Below are 21615 nucleotides of genomic sequence, written 5' to 3'. Positions count from 1 at the left end.
GAAGATTGCCGTGAAAGCACGGATCAAATGGGTCGAGGAGCGCACCTTCGTCGGCGAGTCCGGCAGCGGCCACAAGGTTGTGCTGGGAACCGCCTCCGGGCCGGAAGGCAAGACGCCGGGTCCGAGCCCGATGGAACTGGTGCTGATCGGCACCGGCGGCTGCTCGGCCTATGATGTCGTCCACATCCTCGAAAAAGGCCGCGAGGCGATCGAGGACTGTGTTGTCGAACTCGACGCCGACCGGGCCGAAACCGACCCCAAAGTCTTCACCCGCATCCACATGCATTTCATCGTCACGGGCCACGCGCTGTCGCGCGACAAGGTCCAGCGCGCCATCAACCTGTCGATCGAGAAATACTGCTCGGCCTCGGCCATGCTGGCCAAGACGGCTGTCATCACCCACGATTTCGAGGTCGTCGATACGGCGGTGGAGTAGGGAGCAGGGAGCAGGGAGCAGGGAGCAGGGAGCAGGGGCTGCCGTTCACCCCGCCATCAGCGCCTTGATCCCATCCGCGACGAACTGAACCGCAAGCGCGGCCAGGATGACGCCGAGCAGGCGGGTGAGGATCGAGCGGCCGGTCTGGCCGAGGATGCGGTCGATGCGCTCCGACAGCACGAACACCAGATAGGTGATGGCAAGGCAGACGAAGATGATGCCGACCAGCGCCGCTTGTGCTGCAAAACCCTGAAACGAGCCCGACAGTAGCACGGTCGCCGAAATCGCACCGGGGCCGGCGATCAGCGGGATCGCCAGCGGGAAGGCCGCGATGTTGTGGATCATGTCCTTGGTGATGGCGACGTCGCCGATCTTCTCCTTGCGATCTTGGCGGCGCTCGAACACCATTTCGAAAGCGATGAAGAACAGCAAAAACCCGCCGGCGACACGGAAAGCCGGCAGCGTGATGCCGAACACCGACAGGATGGACGCCCCGGCCACCGCAAACAGCGCCATCACGAGGAAGCCGATGATCGAGGCGCGCACCGAAACCTGCTGACGTTCCTCGCGGTTCATGCCGCGTGTCACCGCGAGGAAGAGCGGCGCGAGACCTGGCGGGTCGATGGTCACCAGAATGGTGACGAAGGCGTTGAACAGGCTGTCGAAACTCGGCATCGCTGACCCCTCCCGCCGGGCCGGACCCCTGCGCCACCATAGTGGTAGAGCAAAGCCCGACCGGTGGGAACCGTCTGACATGGCGATACCGGAGACGGCGTCAGTGTTAGGCGGCAGCGTTGCAATAGGCCTCCAGACGATAGCCGTCGGGATCGACGACGAAGGCAGCGTAATAGTTCTCGCCATAGTCGGCGCGCAGGCCCGGCGCGCCATTGTCGCTGCCGCCTGCACGCAAGGCGGCGGCATGGAAGGCAACGACACTCTGCCTCGTCGGCGCGCTAAAGCAGAAATGCAGACCGGACTTCTCGTCCGATGACACTGGCCGCGCCGCATCGTTCACCCACAGCGCCACGGTTTGCGCACCATAACCCAGTGAGCCTGGCGACTGGCTGAGGCAGGAATAACCGAGCGGCTTTAGCGCGGCATCGTAGAAGGGGTTCGAAAAGTTGGTGTCGCGGACACCGATCGAGACATGGTCAAGCATGTTTTTTCACCTTTTTTGCAATATGTTGCGTCATCAGTCCTGGGCGACGCGGCGCGCCAGGAACTCGACTTCGAGACGCCATGTCTTGCCATCGTCGTGCGAACGCTCGCCGAGCCAGCGGAAGCTGTCTTTGGTGATGCGCGAAAAGCTCCAGCGGACCGAGGAACCAGTGCCGTCGGCGCCGACCTGCACAATTGTGTCGCCTTCGGCGCGACCAAGCTGGCGGCTGTAGTATTGGTTTCGCGGGTCGCTCCAGAAGATGTGCCAGGCATCCGAGCCGGGATCATAGGCCCGCAGCGTTGTGCCATAGAAAGTCCATCTGCCGACCGAGGGCGAGGGGCCGGCATCGCGCGCGGGCCGGATCCATACATCCTGGATCGCCCTGCCTTCCAGGACCCAGCCGAAATGCACCTCGCCGCGTCCGGTGAGAACCGTGCCGTCCTCGAGATGGCGCGTGGCATCGAATGTCCAGGCGCCGACGAAGCGGCCGTAGAGATCCAGCTTTTCAGCCAGGCCGGGATTGGGGCCGTCGCTGTGGAGCGCTTCGGCAAAGGAGGATGTACCGATCATACTTGCTGCCTTCGTTGTGTCAGGAGGCTGCAAGCGATAGGCCCCGACCGGGTGTCGCGCTTGGGAAAAATTGCTATCTTTCAAGCCATGACGACGAGCGAACAAAACCTGGCATCGGGGCAGGGCTGGCATGTGTCCGACGTGCTGTGCACGGCCGGCGCCGGCGACCGCCCGTTCGAGGAGGCGCACGACACCTTCTGCGTTGCCGCTGTCACCAGCGGCACCTTCCGCTACCGCACGAGGCAAGGCGCCGCCATGCTGGCGCCGGGCGCGATCCTGCTCGGCAATGTCGGCACCTGCTATGAATGCGGGCATGAGCATGGCGCCGGCGACCGTTGCCTGTCCTTCCACTTCGCTCCGGCCTATCTCGACAGCATCGCCAGCGACGTGCCCGGCGCGAGCAAGCTCGCCTTCGGCGTGCCGCATATGCCGCCTTTGCCGGCGCTCGCATCGCTGCTGGCCGAGGCGGAAGCGGCGCGCGAGATGGTCGACATCGACGCCTTTGAGGAGCTTGGCCTGCGAATTGCCGGCGCAGCACTGGCAGTTGCCGGCGCAGCACTGCCTGTGGCCAGCGATGCGGTGCCTGGCGTTCGACCGCCGAGCCGCCGCGACCAGAAACGGGTTGCCGAGGCGGTGCGGCAGATCGAGCTCAATGCCGACAGGCCGGTCTCGCTTTCCGAGCTTGCCTGCGCGACGGCGACCAGCCCGTATCATTTCCTGCGCACCTTCCGGCAGGTCGCCGGCATGACGCCCTATCAGTTTCTGCTGAGAACCCGGCTGCACCGCGCGGCGGTGCGGCTGCGCATGTCAGGCGATGCCATCTCGGCAATCGCCTTCGAGGCCGGTTTCAACGATTTGTCGACGTTCAACCGCCGTTTCCGGCGCGTCATGGGTGAGACGCCTGGCCACTATCGCGCCCGGCGGGTGGCTACCCGCTGATGCGTCCGCCTGCCTCCTGATACGCTCTTTGCTTTGAAAACGGTCCATCGCAGGCTTTTGCCCTTGCGGCGGCGAAATGCGTTATGGCCAAATCGTCGCAATCAGAGGTATCCATTTGAAATTGCCGCCAAAATTGTCGTTGGAAAAGCACCACGAATATTGGAGTTTCGGCCGTGCTTCCTATATAAGCGGTCAGTGATTCCTGATTAGATTGTGATCCGATTTGACCGACCAAAAACCCCCGCGCGGCGCCGACGGCGGCCCTACCGGCATCGAGCCCATCTCCATCATCGAGGAGATGCAGAGCTCCTACCTCTCTTATGCCATGAGCGTCATCGTCAGCCGTGCGCTGCCCGATGTACGCGACGGCCTGAAGCCGGTTCACCGCCGCATTCTCTATGCGGCGCATGAGAGCGGTTACCACTGGAACCGCAAATATGTGAAGTCGGCCCGCCCGGTCGCCGACGTGATGGGTAAATACCATCCGCATGGCGACGCCTCGATCTACGACGCCTTGGTGCGCATGGCGCAGGACTGGTCGCTGCGCGTTCCGCTGATCGACGGGCAGGGTAATTTCGGCTCCATCGACGGCGATCCGCCGGCGGCGATGCGCTACACCGAATCGCGGCTGACCAAGGTCGCGCATGAACTCTTGGAGGACATCGACAAGGAAACCGTCGATTTCCAGGAGACTTATGACGCATCCGACACCGAACCGAAGGTGCTGCCGGCCCGCTTCCCCAATCTTCTGGTCAACGGTTCCGGCGGCATCGCCGTCGGCATGGCCACCAACATCCCGCCGCACAATCTGGCCGAGATCTGCAACGGCGCCATCGCCATCATCGACAATCCGGCGATCGATTTGCCGGCGCTGATGGAGATCATTCCGGGTCCCGATTTCCCGACCGGCGGCATCGTGCTCGGCCGTTCCGGCATCTACAGCGCCTATGCGACGGGCCGTGGCTCCATCGTCATGCGCGGCAAGGTCAATGTCGAACAGCGCGGCAACGACCGTGAATCGATCATCATCACGGAAGTCCCGTACCAGGTGAACAAGGCCTCGATGATCGAGAAAATGGCCGAGCTGGTGCGCGACAAGCGCATCGAAGGCATTTCCGACATTCGCGACGAAAGCGACCGCCAGGGCTACCGCGTCGTCATCGAGCTGAAGCGCGACGCTGTCGCCGACGTCATTCTCAACCAGCTTTACCGCTTCACGCCGCTGCAGACCTCCTTCGGCGCCAATATGGTGGCGCTGAACGGCGGCAAGCCGGAAGTGATGAACCTGACCGACATGCTGAAGGCGTTTGTCAGCTTCCGCGAAGAGGTGATTAGCCGGCGCACGAAATTCCTGCTGCGCAAGGCGCGCGACCGCGCCCACGTGCTGGTCGGCCTCGCCATAGCCGTCGCCAACATCGACGAAGTGATCAAGCTGATCCGCACCGCGCCCGATCCGCAGACGGCGCGCGAGCAGTTGATGGAGCGGCGCTGGCCCTCCGGGGACGTGGAGTCATTGATTCTGCTTATCGACGATCCGCGCCATCGCATCAATGAGGATGGCACCTACAACCTCTCCGAGGAACAGGCGCGCGCAATCCTCGAACTGCGCCTGCAGCGCCTGACCGCGCTCGGCCGTGACGAAATCGCCGACGAGCTGAACACCATCGGCGACGAGATCAAGGATTACCTCGACATTCTGTCGTCCCGCGCCCGCATCCAACAGATCGTCAAGGACGAGCTTGCCGCCGTGCGCGACGAGTTCGGCACGCCGCGCCGCACCGAGCTCACCGACGGCGGCGCCGACATGGAAGACGAGGACCTGATCCAGCGCGAGGACATGGTCGTCACCGTCAGCCATTCCGGCTACATCAAGCGCGTGCCGCTGTCGCTCTACCGGGCGCAACGCCGCGGCGGCAAGGGCCGCTCCGGCATGTCGACCAAGGAAGAGGATTTCGTCACCCGGCTGTTCGTCGCCAACACGCATACGCCGGTGCTGTTCTTCTCCTCGCGCGGCATCGTCTACAAGGAAAAGGTGTGGCGGCTGCCAATCGGCAATCCGCAGTCGCGCGGCAAGGCGCTGATCAACATGCTGCCGCTGGAGCAGGGCGAGCGCATCACCACCATCATGCCGCTGCCCGAGGACGAGACCAGCTGGGGCGAACTCGACGTCATGTTCGCCACCACTCGCGGCACCGTGCGCCGCAACAAGCTGTCCGAATTCGTCCAGGTCAACCGCAATGGCAAGATCGCCATGAAGCTGGAGGAGGAGGGCGACGAGATTCTCGGCGTCGAGACCTGCACAGACAATGACGATGTGCTTTTGACCGCCAGCTCCGGCCAGTGCATCCGCTTCCGCGTTGGCGATGTGCGCGTCTTCCAGAGCCGCAATTCGGTCGGCGTGCGCGGCATAAGCATGGCCGAGACCGACCGCATCATCTCCATGTCGGTGATCGAGCATGTCGATGCTTCACCGGCGGAACGCTCCGCCTACCTCAAGCGGGCAGCACTGGAGCGGCGGCTTGCCGCCGAGGTGACCGGCGAGGAAGAAGAGATTGCACTCACCAATGAGGAGATTGGCGAGGAGACCGAGCTTTCCGACAGCCGTTACGAAGAGCTCAAGGCGCATGAGCAGTATGTGCTGACGGTGACCGAATATGGCTACGGCAAGCGCTCGTCATCCTACGATTTCCGCCTGACCGGACGCGGCGGCAAAGGCATCCGAGCCACCGACGTGTCGAAGGTGGCCGAGATCGGCCAGCTGGTGGCGACTTTCCCGGTCGGCAATGACGACCAGATCATGTTGGTTTCGGATGGCGGCACGGTCATCCGGGTGCCGGTCAACGGTATCCGTTTCGCCAGCCGCGCCACCAAGGGCGTGACCATCTTCAACACCGCCGAAGGCGAGAAGGTCGTTTCGGTCGAACGGATTTCGGAGCCGCAGGCCGACGAGGATGTCGAAGAGGGTGTCATTGAGGCCGGCGCCGGAGATGCCGTACCGGACAGCACCGAATAGGTTTGAGCAACAACGCCGGCCCGATGGGCCGGCGCAAACAAGAAACTAGCAATAAATCAGGGGCGACGGTGGGGCCAGCGAGCGCCGAAACCTTCGAACCGCTTTGTGCGGACACGGACGCGCTCTGCCTCGCTATGCAATCCGAATGCGGTGGCGATCAGCATGGCGACGGTCATTGCGGTGGCGAGCATGTAGATCAGCATGTGCGTGTTCTCCTGCGCCTATCCAACGGTTAGATCGGGTTTTGGTTTCATCTTCCGAAGTGCAAACTAGCGAACGCGGCGTGAAGTCTTCGTGATCAAGGCATTCATCTGTCGTTCATGTCTGCGAAAAGGTTCACGCAGATGTTCCCAATCGCATTTGCCTTCCGCCCAATGCCCCGCTAGAAGCACCTCCCATGACCGATCGCATCGCCCTTTATGCCGGCTCCTTCGACCCGCTGACCAACGGCCATCTCGATGTGCTGAAGGCATCGCTGGCTGTCGCCGACACGGTATATGCGGCGATCGGCACCCATCCCGGCAAGACGCCGCTGTTTTCCTTCGACGAACGGGTGAAGCTAATCGAGGCCGCGACGAACGCCGAATTCGGCCGCGACGGAGCCCGCATTAGGGTTGTCGCCTTTGACGGGCTGGTCATCGACGCGGCCCGCAAGCATGGCGCCTCGATCATGATCCGAGGCCTGCGCGACGGCACCGATCTCGATTACGAGATGCAGATGGCTGGCATGAACGAGACCATGGCGCCGGAACTGCAGACGGTTTTTCTGCCCGCCAGCCCATCGGTACGCACCATTACCGCCACACTTGTGCGCCAGATAGCCTCGATGGGCGGAGACATCCGTCCCTTCGTACCGGCCGCCGTTGCCGGTGCGCTCACCGCCAAATTCGCGAAATAGTGCATGTCGCCCCAAAGTGGATGCCGGTTTTTTGGGGCAACGACATGCACCCTAACAAAGACCTTCGGAGATCCCTTATGCAGCTGAAAAAGCTCGCCTCGTTCCTCGTCGTGCTTGCCGGTCTCGTGACCGCATCCGTTTCGGCCTTCGCCGCCGAACCGGAAAACACCATGGTCATCACCTTGAAGAACGGCGACGTCACCATCGCGCTACGCCCCGACCTGGCACCCAAGCATGTCGCGCAGATCAAGAAGCTGGTGCGTGAAGGCGCTTATAACGATGTCGCATTCCACCGGGTCATCAACGGCTTTATGGCGCAGACCGGCGACGTCAAGTTCGGCAACATGAAGAAGGGGTTCAGCCCCGAGGCCGTCGGCACCGGCGGTTCAGACCTGCCCGACCTGCCGGCCGAATTCTCGCAAAGCGAACATTTCAAGCGCGGCACGCTCGGCATGGCCCGCTCGCAGGACCCGAACTCCGCCAATTCGCAGTTCTTCATCATGTTCGCGCCGGCGCCGAACCTCGATGGCCAGTACACCATCGTTGGCAGTGTCGTCAGCGGCATGGAGCTGGTGGACAAGATCAAGAAGGGCGACGAGGCCGACAACGGCACGGTCAGCGAGCCCGACCGCATGATCAAGGTACGCATCGCCGCCGACAAGTAAACCAATCAAATCAATCTGTTTTCTGAGATAAAGGATATACGACATGGCTGAGATCAAGGACCGCGAGAACGCGCTCATCCTGGAAACGACCAAGGGCAAGGTCGTCATCGAACTGTTCCCCGATTTGGCTCCCGGCCACGTCGCCCGCATCAAGGAACTGGCCCGCGAAGGCGCCTATGACGGCGTGGTCTTCCACCGCGTCATCGAAGGCTTCATGGCGCAGACCGGCGACGTGAAGTTCGGCAATTCGTCGAAGCCGACCTTCGCGCCTTCGCGTGCGGGCATGGGCGGCTCGGAAAAGCCGGACCTGAAGGCTGAGTTCTCCAACGCCAACCATGGTCGCGGCACCTGCTCGATGGCCCGTTCGCAGAACCCGAACTCGGCCAATTCGCAGTTCTTCATCTGCTTCGACGATGCCGCTTTCCTCAACCGCCAGTACACGGTCTGGGGCCAGGTCATCGAAGGCATGGACAATGTCGACAAGATCAAGCGCGGTGAGCCGGTGGTCGATCCCGACAAGATCGTGTCGCTGAAGGTCGCGGCCGACGTCAAGTAAGGACAAACGAAGATGATGGGCGTGGTCTGGTCGCTGCTCGGCATCCTGTCAGGCGCCTTCATCGCCGTCCAGGCGCCGATCAACTCGCAGCTGGCGCGCGGCCTGGGGCTCCCGGTCGCGGCTGCTGCGTTTTCGTTCCTGTCGGGCGCGATCGTGCTTGGTATCATCTCCATTGCCGTTGTGCGGCTGCAGGACATCTCGCTCGACTGGAAGGCGCCGGCGCCTTGGCTGTTCATCGCCGGCGGCATGCTCGGCGGTTTCTATGTTACCCTGTCAACCATTCTTACGCCGCGCATTGGTGCAGCCGCGTTGATGGCGTTCCTGGTTGCCGGCCAGTTGCTGGCCGGCATGCTGATCGATCGCGTCGGCTTTCTCGGCGTGGCGGTGCGCGAGATTTCGCTCGGCCGCATCGCCGGCGCGGTGCTGCTGTTGGCCGGAGCGCTGCTCGTCCGGCTCTACTGATGCGCGTCGACCTCTTCGACTTCGACCTGCCTGAGGAGCGCATCGCGCTTCGCCCGGCCGAGCCGCGCGACAGCGCCAGAATGCTGGTGGTCAGGCCGGGCGAGGGTCTTTCGGATCGCACGGTTGGCGACCTTCCGTCCTTGCTCAGGGCTGGCGATGTTCTGGTCTTCAACGACACCAAGGTCATTCCTGCCCAGTTAAGAGGCATCAGGCGGCGCGGCGAAGCGCAGGCGCAGGTGGACGCCACGCTGCATATGCGCATGGCGCCGGACCGCTGGCTGGCCTTCATGCGGCCTGGCAAGCGCATCGCCGCCGGCGACCGCATCCATTTCGGCCATGACGGCAATTCCTGTTTTCTCGGCCAACTCGACGCCACGGTGATCGAGAAGGGCGAGGCCGGCGAGGCGTTGCTCGGCTTCGACCTCTCCGGCCCGTTTCTCGACGAAGCGCTGCGCGCCGTCGGCCACATCCCGCTGCCGCCCTATATCGCCTCCAAGCGCAACGACGACGCGCGCGACCTGACGGATTACCAGACCATCTATGCCAAGGAGGAGGGCGCAGTCGCTGCCCCCACCGCAGGCCTGCATTTCACGCCGGAGCTGTTTGCCGCGCTCGACGCCAAAGGCATCGAACGCCGCTTCGTCACCTTGCATGTCGGCGCCGGCACCTTCCTGCCGGTCAAGGCGGACGATACCGCTGACCACAAGATGCATGCCGAGACCGGCTCGGTCAGCGAAGCAACAGCCGACGCTCTGAATGGCGCCAAGGCGCGGGGCGGGCGTATCATCGCTGTCGGCACGACCTCGCTGCGCCTGCTGGAGAGCGCGGCACGGCCTGATGGCTCGCTGACCGCCTGGTCCGGCCCGACCGACATCTTCATCACGCCGGGCTATCGGTTCAAGACCGCCGACCTGCTGATGACGAACTTTCATCTGCCGCGTTCGACGCTGTTCATGCTGGTTTCGGCCTTCAGCGGCCTAGATACGATGCGTGCGGCCTATGCTCATGCCATCGAGAACCGTTACAGATTCTACTCTTATGGAGACGCAAGCCTGCTTTATCGAGCGGAGATGAGCGATGGACGATGATCTGCAAGCCTTTGATCGCGAGAGCCTGATCGCTGAAGTGAAGAAATTGCGTGCCGGCATTCGCCAGCACCGAGATTCTACCGGCCATGATTTATGCTGGCATCATCCCAACCTGTGGGACCTGCTGCCGGAAAAGACCGATCCATCGATTGCTGTGCCGCCATGGCCGAAATTCATGCGCGGCTGCATCCAATACCGGCAGTCGCTCGACAGGCAGGCGCCAGGCGCGCCTGTCCATGACAAGGAATTCAATGGCTGAGACATTCACCTTCAAGATCCTCGCCACCGACGGCAAGGCGCGGCGCGGTGTCATCGACATGCCGCGCGGCGAAATCCGCACGCCGGCCTTCATGCCGGTCGGCACCGGCGGCACGGTCAAGGCCATGTATATGGACCAGGTGCGCGGCGTCGGCGCCGACGTCATTCTGGGCAATACCTATCATCTTATGCTGCGGCCAGGCGCCGAGCGCGTGGCGCGGCTTGGCGGCCTGCATGAGTTCGCCCGCTGGCCACAGCCGATCCTGACCGACAGTGGCGGTTTTCAGGTCATGTCGCTGTCGAAGCTCAGAAAATTGACCGAGAAGGGCGTCACCTTTCGCTCGCACATTGACGGCGCTGCCTACGAGATGTCGCCGGAGCGCTCGATCGAGATCCAGGGCCTGCTCGATTCCGACATCCAGATGCAGCTTGACGAATGCACAGCGCTGCCGGCCGACCTCAAGGAGATCGAGCGCGCGATGGAGCTGTCGCTGCGCTGGGCCGAGCGCTGCAAGACAGCGTTCGGCGACCAGCCCGGCAAGGCCATGTTCGGCATCGTCCAGGGTGGCGACAACGCAGCACTCAGGGTGCGCTCGGCGCAGGCGCTGAGCGCGATGGAGCTGAAGGGCTATGCCGTCGGCGGCCTGGCCGTCGGCGAGCCGCAAGCGGTGATGCTGAATATGCTGGAGATCACCTGTCCGGAATTGCCTGACGACAAGCCTCGATATCTCATGGGCGTCGGCACGCCGGACGACATCGTGAAATCGGTGGCGCGCGGCATCGACATGTTCGACTGCGTCATGCCGACCCGCGCCGGCCGCCATGGCCTGGCTTATACCAGGCGCGGCAAGGTCAATCTCAGGAATGCCCGCCACGCGGACGATCCGCGGCCGCTGGATGAGGAGAGCGACTGCCCGGCCGCGCGCGACTACTCACGCGCCTATCTGCACCATCTCGTGCGCTCGCAAGAGGCGCTGGGGGCGATGCTTCTGACCTGGAACAACCTGTCCTACTATCAGAAGCTGATGCAGGACATTCGCGCCGCGATCGAGGCCCGGGCCTTTGAGGCGCGCACGGCTGAGATTTCCGAGGCATGGGCGAGGGGTGATATTCCGGTGCTGTAGCCGGGCCTCAGGTACTGAGCGAATTCGCTGCGCGCAAGCTGCAGCCGGTGATCTGAAAGCTGCCGTCGGGCTGCTGTTCCAGCGTGTAGACCGCCTCATAGTCCTTGCCGTCGGGTCCGACGATCAGCACTTGCTGGATTATCGAAGTTGGCCCCATCTGCTCGACCTTGCCGAAGGAATAGCTCTGCGGCTGGCGCACCGGCGGATAGCCGTTGGTCACCATGTTCATGAAGGTGTCGACGGTCGGAAAGATGCGCTTCACATTTGGAGCGGCGAAACTGTACGCCTTGGCGCCATCATTGGCGATGAGCGCCTTCAACTGACCATCGATGACGGCCTGGCCGGCCTTGACTTCGGCGTCGCCGGCAAGGGCTGCCGAGACGAACAACGCGAACAGCAATGAAACGACTGCGAATGCGATGCGGCGCATGGCCTGTCTCCATTGTCCTCAACAAAACCTGTCCCAGGACGCATCATACCATACGCTTGGCGGAGCCTCACGGTTTCAGCAACCGCAATATTTGCCACGCAAGTGCCACAAGATCATGCTTAAGCCTCCTTTAACGCGGGGCGCGCATCGTAGGGACGGGTGGGGACCCGTTCGCGCAACCAGGGGACGACCATGTTCAAGCAGCCGATCGACCGGCGCCTTTTGCTGAAGGGCGCGGCAAGCCTCGCAGTTTTGGCTCCCTTGCCCGCCTGGGCAAGCACTGGGCCGACCGTCACGGAAGTCGCCTTCGACCCCGCCATTCCAGCGCTCGGCAACCCCGATGGCGATGTCACCATCGCCGAATTCGTCGACTATCAGTGCCCGATCTGCAAACTCGTTTTCGTCGAGCTGAAGAAGTTGATGGAAGAGGACAGCGGCATTCGGCTTGTGATGAAGGACTGGCCGATCTTCGGCGACGTGTCGCGCGACGCGGCGCGGGTGACGCTGCTGAGCGGCGAACACTATGCCGCGGCGGTCGATGCGCTGATGACCAACCAGCGCGGCCTTTCGGAACGCCGCACCAACGACATCCTTTCTTCCGTCGGTGTCGATGTGGCGATGGTGCGTGCCGACCTCGCCATCCGTGAACCCGACATCGACGCTGCCCTTGTCCGCACGGAAGCCCAGGCGACGGCTTTCAAGCTGCGCGGCACGCCAGCCCTGGTCATCGGCGGCAACTTGTATCGGCGCGGCATGCCGGTGTCCGAACTGAGACAAGCCGTCGCCAAGGCGCGCTCGGCCTGATGCTTGAAAGCCGGGCGGCAGTCTGCCACAAGGGCCGCTTGTGTGCTGAAGCTTGATCGGGACCGGCAATGAAGACGTTTTTCATGCAGATAAAGTGCGATCTGGGCAAGTCCTATGAGGTCGCCAGCGCGCTCGCCGATGCCGAAATCGCCTCGGAAATCTACTCGACCGCCGGCAATTACGACCTGCTTGCCAAATTCTACGTCGACGACGAGGAAGATGTCGGCCACTTCGTCAACGAGAAGGTGCAGATTATTCCCGGAATCAAGGACACCTTCACGGTCGTCACTTTCCGCGCATTCTAAAGCAATTCCAGGAAAAGTGTGAAGCGGTTTTCCGCCCGGAATTGCGTCGAAGCAAAAAGCCATGGCAGGTCGCCGTTTCCATGAAACGGTGAACTGCTATGGCCGCATCAGGCACTTGCCCGGCGACAAGGCAGAGCCTGATTAAGGTCCTGTTCCGACTGCCCGAATTTTGGGCAGTCGGAACATACTGATCGCCGATATCCTCCAAATCACCGATTGCGCTTGATTTTCTCCCGCGACGCCAGTGAAATGGCGTCACAGGGGAGTATGCGATTGGCAGCGTTCGATGAAATGCTTCCGGAAGTTTCCGGGCTTAGACAACCGTATACGGCTTACGACCGCTGGCTGAAGGAGCAGGACCCGGCCAGGCTTACCGAAAAGATGCAGGACGCCGAGCGCGTCTTCCGCAAGACCGGCATTACCTTCGCCGTCTATGGCGAGCAGGAAGCCTCCGAGCGGCTGATCCCCTTCGACATCGTGCCGCGCATCATCTCCGGCAATGAATGGCGAAGGCTGACGCAAGGCATCGAGCAGCGCGTGCAGGCGCTGAACGCTTTCCTCGACGACATTTACCACCGCCAGGAAATCCTGCGCGCCGGCCGCGTGCCGAGGGAGCTGATCGCCAGGAACGAGGCGTTCCTGCCGGAAATGATCGGAGTGCGGCCACCGGCCGGCGTCTACACCCACATTATCGGCGTCGATATCGTCCGCATCTCGGAGAACGAGTTCTACGTGCTGGAGGACAATGCGCGCACGCCGTCGGGGGTCTCCTACATGCTGGAGAATCGCGAGACGATGATGCAGCTATTTCCCGAGCTGTTCCAGCAGATCAAGGTGCGGCCGGTGGAGAATTATCCGCAATTGCTGCGCCAGTCGCTGGCGGCAGTGCGGCCGCAAAGCACCAAGGGTGCACCGACCATTGCCGTGCTGACGCCGGGCAGCTTCAACTCCGCCTATTTCGAACATGCCTTCCTCGCTGACCAGATGGGCGTGCAGTTGGTCGAAGGCCAGGATCTGCGCGTTGTAGACGGCCACGTCGCCATGCGCACGACCGAAGGCTACAAGCAGATCGACGTGCTTTACCGGCGCGTCGACGATTCCTTCCTCGATCCGCTGACCTTCCGGCCGGACTCGGCCCTTGGCGTGCCCGGCATCATGGACGTCTACCGCGCCGGCAACATCACCATCGCCAACGCGCCGGGAACCGGCATCGCCGACGACAAGGCGATTTATTCCTACATGCCCGACATCGTCGAGTTCTACACCGGCCGCAAAGCCATCCTCGGCAACATCCCGACCTGGCGCTGCTCGGAGCCCGACAGCCTGAAATACGTGCTCGAACACATCCATGAGCTGGTCATCAAGGAAGTGCACGGCTCCGGCGGCTACGGCATGCTGGTGGGGCCGGCTGCGACCAAGAAGGAATGCCAGGATTTCGCTAAGAAGCTGCAGGCGAAGCCTTCCAACTACATCGCCCAGCCGACGCTGGCGCTGTCGACCTGCCCGATCCTGACAGAAAAAGGCCTGTCGCCGCGCCATGTCGACTTGCGACCCTATGTTCTGGTCTCCGACCGAATCCAGATCGTGCCCGGCGGCTTGACGCGGGTGGCGCTGAAGGAGGGGTCGTTGGTCGTGAATTCCTCGCAAGGCGGCGGGACGAAGGATACGTGGGTGTTGGACGATTAGGTAGGCAGTAGGCAGTAGGCAGTAGAGGGACAAGAAATGCCATATTCCACAGAGATTCAAATGCTTACTAATCCCTACTCACTATTCCCTACTCACTAGCCCGAAGGCCACTTCACATGCTTCTCGGCCGCACCGCCAACGGGCTCTACTGGATGAACCGCTATATCGAGCGGGCGGAAAACATGGCGCGTCTGGTCGATGCCGGCCTTCGCATGGCTCTGACCCGCACCCAGAGCGCGTCGGAAGAGTGGAATTCGGTGCTGCTCAGCGCCGGCTCCGACGTCACCTTCACGCAGAAATACAAGGACTATACCGCCGCCAACGTCGCCGACTTCCTGCTGCGCGACACCTCGAACCCGTCGAGCACGATGTCGGCGATCGAGACCGCTCGCAACAATGCCCGCATGGTGCGCACCGCGCTGACGCGCGAGACCTGGGAGAGCATCAACGAAGCCTGGATGGCCCTGAAGCGCATGCTGGCAAAGCCGATCGACGAGCGCGACCTGCCGAGTGTGCTCGACGCCATCAAACGCGAGACGGCGCTGATCCGCGGCTCGTTCTACGGCACGATGCTGCGCAACGAGATCTTCGACTTCTCGCAGCTCGGCACCTATGTCGAGCGGGCCGACAACACGGCACGCATCCTCGACGTGAAATATTACGTGCTGCTGCCGTCGATCTCCTGGGTCGGCTCGAGCCTCGACAACTACCAATGGGAATCGATCCTGCGCTCGGTGTCGGCGCACCGTTCCTATCGCTGGGTCTATGAGGCCGACTACAAACCGACCAATATTGCCGACTATCTGATCCTCAATGTGCGCATGCCGCGTTCGCTGACCTTCTGTTATCGTTTTCTCGCCGAGCATCTGAAGTTCCTGGGCGACGACTATGGCGACCGTCATGCCTGCCACGCCACCGTCGACAGGACACAGGCGATGCTGCAGGCAGGGTCGATCAAGGACATATTCGACGCCGGCCTGCACGAATTCCTGGCCAGGTTCATTCAAGACAACACCAAGCTTGGCGAAGAGATCGCACAAGATTACCGGTTCAATTGAGCATGATCGCGAACCGGAGGGCCGCGCTAGCGACAAGTGGGACCCGGTTTTCGGATAAGATCATGCTTACAAACGGAAAATAGGCATGCGGCTCAAGATCACCCACCGTACCGAATACCGCTACGACGCGCCGGTGCACTATCTGTTGCAGCGGCTGCGCCTGTTACCGGTCAGCGGACCGACGCAGACCGTCTTGTCCTGGGCGCTGAAGATCGAGGGCGCGCGCGAGGAAGTCCGCTTTAACGACCATTTCGGCAACGATAACAGGCTGTTGAGCGTCGATGGCGAGCGCGACTTCATCACCGTCGAGGCCTCCGGCGAGGTTGTCACGCGCGACACAGCAGGCGTCTCGGGTCCGCATCACGGCTTTGCGCCACTGTGGCTGTTCAGCCAGGAGACAGCTTTGACCATCCCCGGCGAGGGCATAAGCGAGCTTGCCGCGGCGGTCGGCAAAGGTACCGACATCGAAAGGCTGCATCGGCTGATGGCCCTGATCGTCGAGCGCGTCGCCTACACGCCGGGCACCACCAGCGTGACGACCCCGGCGGAAGAGGCATTGGCGCTGAAGACCGGCGTTTGCCAGGATCACAGCCACATCTTTGTCACCGCAGCCCGCGTCATGGGTTTTCCGGCCCGCTATGTCAGTGGCTATCTGATGATGGATGCGGCCATCGAGCAGGCGGCAAGCCATGCCTGGGCCGAAGCCCATGTTCAGGGTCTCGGCTGGGTCGCCTTCGACGCCGCCAACGGCATTTCCCCCGATGAACGCTATGTCAGGGTAGCCACCGGCCGTGATTATCGCGACGCCTCGCCGGTGTCGGGAATTCGACTGGGACAGGCGGAGGAACAGCTTGCAGTCACCGTCACGGTAGAGCAGTAGTCTCCGGCAAGATTGCTGCCTGAAGAGATTCCATGACTTATTGCGTCGGCCTCAAGATCGATCGTGGACTCGTGTTCATGTCGGACACGCGCACCAATGCAGGGATGGATTCGATCTCCACTTTCAAGAAGATGCATGTCTGGGAAGAGCCAGGCGAGCGCGTCATCGTACTGATGTCGGCCGGCAATCTGGCTACGACGCAGGCCGTGGTCAGCCTGCTCGACGAGCGCACCAAGGCGGTGGCGGAACGCCACGCGACGCTGCTCGAGACCCCATCCATGTACCAGACGGTTCGGCTGGTCGGCGACACCGTCAAGGAAGTCATCGCCAGCTCGTCGCCTGCCGGCGAAAAGGCGGATTCCTATTTCAACGCCTCCTTCATCCTCGGCGGCCAGATCAAGGGCAGCCCGCCACGGCTGTTCATGATCTATCCCGAGGGCAATTTCATCGAATCGACCGACGACACGCCGTTCTTCCAGATCGGCGAGACCAAATACGGCAAGCCGATCATCATCCGTGCCTATGAAAGGACGATGAGCCTGGCTGAAACGGTCAAGCTCTTGCTGGTGTCGTTCGATTCGACGCTGAAATCGAACCTGTCCGTCGGCCTGCCTCTCGACCTGCTGTTCCTGGAGGAGGACACGTTCACGGTGGGTTTGAAAAAGCGCATCGGCCAGGACGATCGATATTATCGTGCTATTTCCGAAGGCTGGTCGAACGCGTTGAAGACGGCCTTTGCCAGCCTGCCGGATTTTCCGGGGTAGCGCGGGAACCTTCGTCGCGGTTGCCTGTCTCTATTTAACATGTTAATCAAAATTCAAACGGCTGGCTGATCGGCGCGTCGGGAGGATCCATGGACAACGAGCAATTCCGCGACTGGTCGAGGCGCGCCGCCGACTGGGGCGCTGATTACCGCGCCGGCCTTCGCGATCGGCCCGTGCGACCTGCCATAGCGCCGGGCGAGATCTTCAGGAGCATCGAAGCTTCTCCGCCGGAGGCCGCGGAATCGATGGAGACGATCTTCGCCGATTTCGAAGCCAAGATCGTGCCCGGCATGACGCATTGGCAGCATCCGCGTTTCTTTGCTTATTTCCCGGCCAATGCAGCACCCGTCTCGGTGGTGGCCGAATATCTGGTCTCTGCGATGGCCGCGCAGTGCATGCTGTGGCAGACCTCGCCGGCGGCGACAGAGCTTGAGACGCGCATCGTCGACTGGATGCGCCAGGCGCTCGGCCTGCCCGAAGGCTTTTCCGGCGTGATCCAGGACTCCGCATCATCGGCGACGCTGGCCGCCGTGTTGACCATGCGCGAGCGCACGCTCGACTGGCAGGGCAACAAGAAGGGTCTTTCCGGGCAGGGCAGGCTGCGCGTCTATTCCTCCGACCAGGTGCACACCTCGATCGACCGCGCCATCTGGGTCGCCGGCATTGGCGAGGAAAACCTCGTCCGCATTCCCGTCGCTGGCACCTACCGCGCCATGGATACCGCGGCTTTGGAAGCGGCGATTGTTGCCGACCGCGCCGCCGGCCTATTGCCGGCCGGCATCATCGCGTGCGTCGGCGGCACCAGCACCGGCGGCACCGACGACATCGCTGAAGTGGCCGCGGTGGCCAAACGCCAGGGGCTCTATCTGCATATCGACGCCGCCTGGGCCGGATCGGCGATGATCTGTCCGGAATACCGGCATTTCTGGACCGGTGTCGAGGGCGCGGACTCGATCGTCTTCAACCCGCACAAATGGCTGGGCGCGCAATTCGACTGCTCGATCCAGTTCGTCCGCCAGCCGGAGGATCTCGTGCGCACGCTGGCGATCAAGCCGGACTATCTGAAAACTCGCGGCCATGACGGCATCATCAACTACTCCGAATGGTCGGTGCCTCTCGGCCGTCGCTTCCGGGCGCTGAAGCTGTGGTTCCTGCTGCGCGCCCATGGCCTTGAGGCGCTGCGCACCATGATCCGCAATCACGTCGCCTGGAGCGAAGGCATAGCAGCGCGCCTGGCCGAGGAGGAGGATTTCGAGCTCGCCAGCCAGCCGATGCTGTCGCTGTTCTCGTTCCGGCATCGCGCCGCATCCGGCGCTGACTGCGACGAGCACAATCTGCGTCTGGTCGACGCCATCAACAATGACGGCCGTATCTACCTGACGCAGACGCGTGTCGATGGGCGGGTCGCCATCCGCTTCCAGGCAGGCCAGTTCGAGACAACCGCGGCCGATGTCGATACCGCCTTCACTGTCATCTGCGAGTGTGCAAGATCCCCGAAGGACTGACAGGGATTGCCCGGGTGGTTGCCGCCGCCGGGGCAAGCCAGCAAGGATTTGCGAGCAAGCATATGGCCGGAAGGGCTGAAGGGGTCAGCCAGAATCTGACGGGCGTCTGGAGCGGGCGCTATTTCTATCCGCGCGAACTGCCGCCGGTTTCCTTCGTTGCAACGCTGATCGAGACGGCAACCAGCTTGACGGGGATGACCCACGAACCGGCGGCGACCAGCACGGCAAGATACGCAAGCCTGCAGGGGCAGCGAGAGGGCAACGCCGTCTCCTTTACCAAGACATACGACAAGGCCCAATTGAAGGCGCACCCGATTCACTACAGCGGCATCATCAACGGTGATGCAACCGAGATCAAAGGCACTTGGCGAATCCCGGGATACTGGTCCGGCAATTTCCTGATGATCCGCTCGCCAGGTAAAGTCGCGGCTGTCACCCGCAAGGTGGCGGAGCGGGTCTGAGCCGTATCTGCCCGGTTCGCCTTTGCAATCATCGATATTTCATTAGCCGGCGTCTCCCTTTTCATTGCTTTCGTTTTCAGCTACAAACAAGAAAAACGAAAACGGGAGGTTCTCAGTGTATTTGTCGCCGCGCCATGCCGAAATCATCCAGATGGCGAAGGACCATGGCCGTGTGCTGGTCGATGGCCTCGCCACGCACTTCAACGTGACGCCGCAGACCATCCGCAAGGACCTCAACGATCTCTGCGATCAGCGGCTGCTGACGCGCATTCATGGCGGGGCCTTGTTCCCGTCCGGCATCGAGAACATGGAGTATGAGGCGCGCCGCAAGATTGCCGCCGACGAGAAGGAGGCGATCGGCCGCGCGGCGGCCAGGCTGATACCCGACAACGCATCTTTGTTCATCAATATCGGCACCACGACCGAGTCGGTCAGCAAGGCGCTGCTCGACCATACCGGGCTCATGGTCATCACCAATAATATCAATGTTGCCAACAGGATGCGCATCTATCCTTCGATCGAGGTGGTAATCGCCGGCGGCGTCGTGCGCGGCTCCGACGGCGGCGTTGTCGGCGAGGCCGCGGTCGATTTCATCAGGCAGTTCAAGGTCGACTATGCGGTGATCGGCGCCTCGGCCATCGACCATGACGGCGCGTTGCTCGATTTCGACTTTCGCGAAGTGAAAGTGGCGCAAGCCATCATCGCCAATGCCAGGCATGTCATCCTGGTGTCCGACCAGACCAAGTTCGAACGCACCGCGCCGGTTCGCATCGGCCATCTCTCGCAAGTCAACACCTTCATCACCGACCGTTGCGACATCCCGTCGGTGCGCAAGATCTGCGAGGAAGCGGAGGTTCAATTGATCGAAACGTCGCTCGGCTAAGCTATCGATCACGGTCCCGTTACATTTCGTTTGACATTCGTTCTTATTTCGAAATAATCCCGCTACGGTTTCGTAAAAACCTAAAAATGCTGCAATGCGAAATCGCGGGAGGGCTTTGTGGACGCAGTCCGTGACATCTTCGTCATCGGTGGCGGCATCAATGGCTGCGGCATCGCCCGCGACGCCGTTGGGCGGGGCTTTTCGGTATTTCTGGCCGAGATGAACGATCTTGCCAGCGGAACCTCCTCCGGCTCGACCAAGCTGATCCACGGCGGTCTGCGCTACCTCGAATTCTACGAGTTCCGGCTGGTGCGCGAGGCGCTGATGGAGCGCGAGGTTCTGTGGAAGAACGCGCCGCACATCATCTGGCCGATGCGCTTCGTGCTGCCCTACGCCAAGGGCCTGCGCCCGGCCTGGCTGATCCGGCTCGGCCTGTTCCTCTACGATCATATTGGTGGCCGCAAATTGCTGCCGGCGACCCGGACACTGGACATGTCCAAGGATCCGGCTGGCAAGCCGCTGAAGCCGCTGTTTCACAAGGCTTTCGAGTACTCGGACGGCTGGGTCAACGATGCCCGGCTGGTGGCATTGAACGCGCGTGACGCCGCCGACCGCGGCGCCACCATCCGCACCCGCACGAAAGTCGTCGGGGCGCGGCGCGAAGGCGATCTGTGGGCGATCCGCGTGGAAGACGTGCAGACGGGAGAGGCAGAGGAGGTCAAGGCCCGGCTGCTGGTCAATGCCGCCGGTCCGTGGGTCGACCACGTCCTGTCGACCACTGTGGGCCAGAACGACGTGCACAATGTGCGCCTGGTGCAGGGCAGTCATATCGTCATCAAAAAGAAGTTCGATGATCCGCGCGCCTACTTCTTCCAGAACAAGGACGGGCGCATCATCTTCGCCATCCCTTACGAGGAAGAATTTACGCTGATCGGCACCACCGATCGCGACTATCCCGGCGATCCGCATGACGTGAAGATCAGCGACACCGAGATCGACTATCTCTGCGCGGCGGCGAGCGAATATTTTGCTGAAGCCGTGACGCGTCCCGATATCGTCTGGACCTATTCTGCCGTGCGCCCGCTCTATGACGACGGCGCTTCGAAGGCGCAGGAAGCGACCCGCGACTATGTGCTGAAAGCCGATGGCGGCGGGGGCAAGGCGCCGATCGTCAACGCTTTCGGCGGCAAGATCACCACCTACCGCCGGTTGTCGGAATCGATGCTGGAAAAGGTCGAAGGTTTTCTCGGCAAGCGCGGCAAGCCGTGGACGGCGAACGCGCCCTTGCCGGGCGGCGATTTCCCGGCCACCGGTTTCGACGTCCAGGTGGCGAAGCTGAAGAGCGCCTATCCTTTCCTCGACCAGCGCCTGGCGCGTCGGTTGACCAGGCTTTACGGCACGCGCGCGCAAGTGCTGCTCGGCCTTGCCAAGTCGAACGCCGATCTCGGCCGCAATTTCGGCGCCGATCTCTATGAGGCCGAGGTACGCTACCTCAGCGAAAACGAATGGGCGCTGACCGCCGAAGATGTATTGTGGCGTCGCACCAAGCGGGGTCTGCATCTCAGCCGCGAACAGGCCTCGGCGCTTGACGAATTCATGCGCGGCATCAGCCGGCGCCATGTCGCGGCAGCGGAATAGGGAAGGCGATTGATGCACAAAGCCTGGGAGGAG

General features: G+C 62.2%; 25 protein-coding genes. 20 read left to right on the top strand and 5 right to left on the bottom strand.

Going from position 1 to position 21615, the window contains the following annotated elements; all coding sequences use genetic code 11:
• Positions 1–10 precede the first annotated feature (10 nt).
• Entirely contained in the window at positions 11–436 is a 426-nt protein-coding gene (locus ACYG9R_RS26835; protein ID WP_023693390.1) for an OsmC family protein, read from the top strand.
• A gap of 45 nt (positions 437–481) precedes the next feature.
• Here the strand turns inward: ACYG9R_RS26835 and ACYG9R_RS26830 are convergent, their stop codons facing one another.
• The 3 genes from ACYG9R_RS26830 to ACYG9R_RS26820 form a co-directional block, all read right to left on the bottom strand.
• Positions 482–1111, bottom strand: coding sequence for a MarC family protein (locus tag ACYG9R_RS26830; RefSeq protein WP_023670949.1), 630 nt, complete (start codon positions 1109–1111; stop codon positions 482–484).
• 106 nt (positions 1112–1217) lie between these two features.
• Entirely contained in the window at positions 1218–1595 is a 378-nt protein-coding gene (locus ACYG9R_RS26825; RefSeq protein WP_023824848.1) for a VOC family protein, read from the bottom strand.
• 33 nt (positions 1596–1628) lie between these two features.
• On the bottom strand, positions 1629–2165 hold the full coding sequence (locus ACYG9R_RS26820) for a hypothetical protein (protein ID WP_023824849.1): 537 nt from the start codon (positions 2163–2165) through the stop codon (positions 1629–1631).
• A gap of 87 nt (positions 2166–2252) precedes the next feature.
• Here ACYG9R_RS26820 and ACYG9R_RS26815 point away from each other — a divergent pair, with 87 nt between their 5' ends.
• Together ACYG9R_RS26815 and gyrA are read left to right on the top strand one after the other, a co-directional pair.
• A complete protein-coding gene (locus tag ACYG9R_RS26815) occupies positions 2253–3104 on the top strand; it encodes a helix-turn-helix transcriptional regulator (RefSeq protein ID WP_023824850.1) in 852 nt (283 codons plus the stop codon).
• Between the two features lie 223 nt (positions 3105–3327).
• Positions 3328–6117, top strand: coding sequence for a DNA gyrase subunit A (gene gyrA / locus ACYG9R_RS26810; RefSeq protein WP_023696506.1), 2790 nt, complete (start codon positions 3328–3330; stop codon positions 6115–6117).
• 56 nt (positions 6118–6173) lie between these two features.
• On the opposite strand, the gene ACYG9R_RS26805 is transcribed toward gyrA, so the two are convergent.
• Positions 6174–6320, bottom strand: coding sequence for a hypothetical protein (locus ACYG9R_RS26805; RefSeq protein ID WP_023670953.1), 147 nt, complete (start codon positions 6318–6320; stop codon positions 6174–6176).
• 194 nt (positions 6321–6514) lie between these two features.
• On the opposite strand from ACYG9R_RS26805, the gene coaD reads away from it, so the two are divergent.
• The 7 genes from coaD (at position 6515) to tgt (ending at position 11168) form a co-directional block, all read left to right on the top strand.
• Entirely contained in the window at positions 6515–7015 is a 501-nt protein-coding gene (gene coaD / locus ACYG9R_RS26800) for a pantetheine-phosphate adenylyltransferase (RefSeq protein ID WP_023726681.1), read from the top strand.
• A 170-nt stretch (positions 7016–7185) separates the two neighbouring features.
• The gene (locus ACYG9R_RS26795; RefSeq protein WP_245260126.1) at positions 7186–7680 is read left to right on the top strand and encodes a peptidylprolyl isomerase; all 495 of its coding nucleotides are present in this window, start codon (positions 7186–7188) and stop codon (positions 7678–7680) included.
• A gap of 43 nt (positions 7681–7723) precedes the next feature.
• Positions 7724–8236 (top strand): peptidylprolyl isomerase, encoded by a 513-nt coding sequence (locus ACYG9R_RS26790; protein WP_023696509.1) that lies wholly within the window; start codon positions 7724–7726, stop codon positions 8234–8236.
• Between the two features lie 12 nt (positions 8237–8248).
• A complete protein-coding gene (locus ACYG9R_RS26785) occupies positions 8249–8698 on the top strand; it encodes a DMT family transporter (protein ID WP_023693398.1) in 450 nt (149 codons plus the stop codon).
• Positions 8698–9786: a tRNA preQ1(34) S-adenosylmethionine ribosyltransferase-isomerase QueA gene (queA, locus tag ACYG9R_RS26780; protein ID WP_023824851.1), complete on the top strand. Its 1089-nt coding sequence runs from the start codon at positions 8698–8700 to the stop codon at positions 9784–9786. Before ACYG9R_RS26785 ends, queA begins: the two co-directional genes overlap by 1 nt.
• Positions 9776–10045, top strand: a complete 270-nt coding sequence (locus ACYG9R_RS26775; protein WP_023684641.1) for a hypothetical protein — start codon at positions 9776–9778, stop codon at positions 10043–10045. Before queA ends, ACYG9R_RS26775 begins: the two co-directional genes overlap by 11 nt.
• Complete coding sequence (tgt, locus tag ACYG9R_RS26770) at positions 10038–11168, top strand: tRNA guanosine(34) transglycosylase Tgt (protein ID WP_023824852.1); 1131 nt, start codon at positions 10038–10040, stop codon at positions 11166–11168. Before ACYG9R_RS26775 ends, tgt begins: the two co-directional genes overlap by 8 nt.
• A 7-nt stretch (positions 11169–11175) precedes the next feature.
• Here tgt and ACYG9R_RS26765 read toward each other — a convergent pair whose 3' ends face one another.
• On the bottom strand, positions 11176–11598 hold the full coding sequence (locus tag ACYG9R_RS26765) for a DUF4864 domain-containing protein (protein ID WP_023730151.1): 423 nt from the start codon (positions 11596–11598) through the stop codon (positions 11176–11178).
• A gap of 192 nt (positions 11599–11790) precedes the next feature.
• On the opposite strand from ACYG9R_RS26765, the gene ACYG9R_RS26760 reads away from it, so the two are divergent.
• The 10 genes from ACYG9R_RS26760 to glpD all read left to right on the top strand — a co-directional run bounded on the left by ACYG9R_RS26760 (position 11791) and on the right by glpD (position 21582).
• Positions 11791–12402 carry a DsbA family protein gene (locus ACYG9R_RS26760; RefSeq protein ID WP_023824853.1) on the top strand — a complete coding sequence of 204 codons (612 nt, stop codon included), beginning with the start codon at positions 11791–11793 and terminating at the stop codon, positions 12400–12402.
• 68 nt (positions 12403–12470) lie between these two features.
• Positions 12471–12707 (top strand): Lrp/AsnC family transcriptional regulator, encoded by a 237-nt coding sequence (locus ACYG9R_RS26755; RefSeq protein WP_023670963.1) that lies wholly within the window; start codon positions 12471–12473, stop codon positions 12705–12707.
• 273 nt (positions 12708–12980) lie between these two features.
• Positions 12981–14393 (top strand): circularly permuted type 2 ATP-grasp protein, encoded by a 1413-nt coding sequence (locus tag ACYG9R_RS26750; RefSeq protein ID WP_023670964.1) that lies wholly within the window; start codon positions 12981–12983, stop codon positions 14391–14393.
• 116 nt (positions 14394–14509) lie between these two features.
• On the top strand, positions 14510–15451 hold the full coding sequence (locus ACYG9R_RS26745) for an alpha-E domain-containing protein (protein WP_023693403.1): 942 nt from the start codon (positions 14510–14512) through the stop codon (positions 15449–15451).
• An 85-nt stretch (positions 15452–15536) separates the two neighbouring features.
• Positions 15537–16331: a transglutaminase family protein gene (locus ACYG9R_RS26740; protein ID WP_023739978.1), complete on the top strand. Its 795-nt coding sequence runs from the start codon at positions 15537–15539 to the stop codon at positions 16329–16331.
• A gap of 32 nt (positions 16332–16363) precedes the next feature.
• A complete protein-coding gene (locus ACYG9R_RS26735; RefSeq protein WP_023684646.1) occupies positions 16364–17095 on the top strand; it encodes a peptidase in 732 nt (243 codons plus the stop codon).
• An 89-nt stretch (positions 17096–17184) separates the two neighbouring features.
• A complete protein-coding gene (locus ACYG9R_RS26730; RefSeq protein ID WP_023688617.1) occupies positions 17185–18600 on the top strand; it encodes a pyridoxal phosphate-dependent decarboxylase family protein in 1416 nt (471 codons plus the stop codon).
• 14 nt (positions 18601–18614) lie between these two features.
• Positions 18615–19061 carry a hypothetical protein gene (locus ACYG9R_RS26725; RefSeq protein ID WP_155923318.1) on the top strand — a complete coding sequence of 149 codons (447 nt, stop codon included), beginning with the start codon at positions 18615–18617 and terminating at the stop codon, positions 19059–19061.
• 115 nt (positions 19062–19176) lie between these two features.
• Positions 19177–19944, top strand: coding sequence for a DeoR/GlpR family DNA-binding transcription regulator (locus ACYG9R_RS26720; protein WP_023734329.1), 768 nt, complete (start codon positions 19177–19179; stop codon positions 19942–19944).
• Between the two features lie 117 nt (positions 19945–20061).
• A complete protein-coding gene (glpD, locus tag ACYG9R_RS26715) occupies positions 20062–21582 on the top strand; it encodes a glycerol-3-phosphate dehydrogenase (protein ID WP_023712375.1) in 1521 nt (506 codons plus the stop codon).
• Positions 21583–21615: the final 33 nt, after the last annotated feature.

It is taken from the genome of Mesorhizobium sp. RSR565B (assembly GCF_054719465.1).
The sequence above is the reverse complement of the archived record's forward strand: the minus strand, read 5'-3'. Positions and strand labels throughout refer to the sequence as shown.

Coding starts and splice junctions, on each gene's coding strand:
- ACYG9R_RS26830 (WP_023670949.1), bottom strand. CDS start 1,111: ATGCCGAGTTTCGACAGCCTGTTCAACGCCTTCGTCACCATTCTGGTG.
- ACYG9R_RS26825 (WP_023824848.1), bottom strand. CDS start 1,595: ATGCTTGACCATGTCTCGATCGGTGTCCGCGACACCAACTTTTCGAAC.
- ACYG9R_RS26820 (WP_023824849.1), bottom strand. CDS start 2,165: ATGATCGGTACATCCTCCTTTGCCGAAGCGCTCCACAGCGACGGCCCC.
- ACYG9R_RS26815 (WP_023824850.1), top strand. CDS start 2,253: ATGACGACGAGCGAACAAAACCTGGCATCGGGGCAGGGCTGGCATGTG.
- ACYG9R_RS26805 (WP_023670953.1), bottom strand. CDS start 6,320: ATGCTGATCTACATGCTCGCCACCGCAATGACCGTCGCCATGCTGATC.
- coaD (WP_023726681.1), top strand. CDS start 6,515: ATGACCGATCGCATCGCCCTTTATGCCGGCTCCTTCGACCCGCTGACC.
- ACYG9R_RS26795 (WP_245260126.1), top strand. CDS start 7,186: ATGGTCATCACCTTGAAGAACGGCGACGTCACCATCGCGCTACGCCCC.
- ACYG9R_RS26790 (WP_023696509.1), top strand. CDS start 7,724: ATGGCTGAGATCAAGGACCGCGAGAACGCGCTCATCCTGGAAACGACC.
- ACYG9R_RS26785 (WP_023693398.1), top strand. CDS start 8,249: ATGATGGGCGTGGTCTGGTCGCTGCTCGGCATCCTGTCAGGCGCCTTC.
- queA (WP_023824851.1), top strand. CDS start 8,698: ATGCGCGTCGACCTCTTCGACTTCGACCTGCCTGAGGAGCGCATCGCG.
- ACYG9R_RS26775 (WP_023684641.1), top strand. CDS start 9,776: ATGGACGATGATCTGCAAGCCTTTGATCGCGAGAGCCTGATCGCTGAA.
- tgt (WP_023824852.1), top strand. CDS start 10,038: ATGGCTGAGACATTCACCTTCAAGATCCTCGCCACCGACGGCAAGGCG.
- ACYG9R_RS26765 (WP_023730151.1), bottom strand. CDS start 11,598: ATGCGCCGCATCGCATTCGCAGTCGTTTCATTGCTGTTCGCGTTGTTC.
- ACYG9R_RS26760 (WP_023824853.1), top strand. CDS start 11,791: ATGTTCAAGCAGCCGATCGACCGGCGCCTTTTGCTGAAGGGCGCGGCA.
- ACYG9R_RS26755 (WP_023670963.1), top strand. CDS start 12,471: ATGAAGACGTTTTTCATGCAGATAAAGTGCGATCTGGGCAAGTCCTAT.
- ACYG9R_RS26745 (WP_023693403.1), top strand. CDS start 14,510: ATGCTTCTCGGCCGCACCGCCAACGGGCTCTACTGGATGAACCGCTAT.
- ACYG9R_RS26740 (WP_023739978.1), top strand. CDS start 15,537: ATGCGGCTCAAGATCACCCACCGTACCGAATACCGCTACGACGCGCCG.
- ACYG9R_RS26735 (WP_023684646.1), top strand. CDS start 16,364: ATGACTTATTGCGTCGGCCTCAAGATCGATCGTGGACTCGTGTTCATG.
- ACYG9R_RS26730 (WP_023688617.1), top strand. CDS start 17,185: ATGGACAACGAGCAATTCCGCGACTGGTCGAGGCGCGCCGCCGACTGG.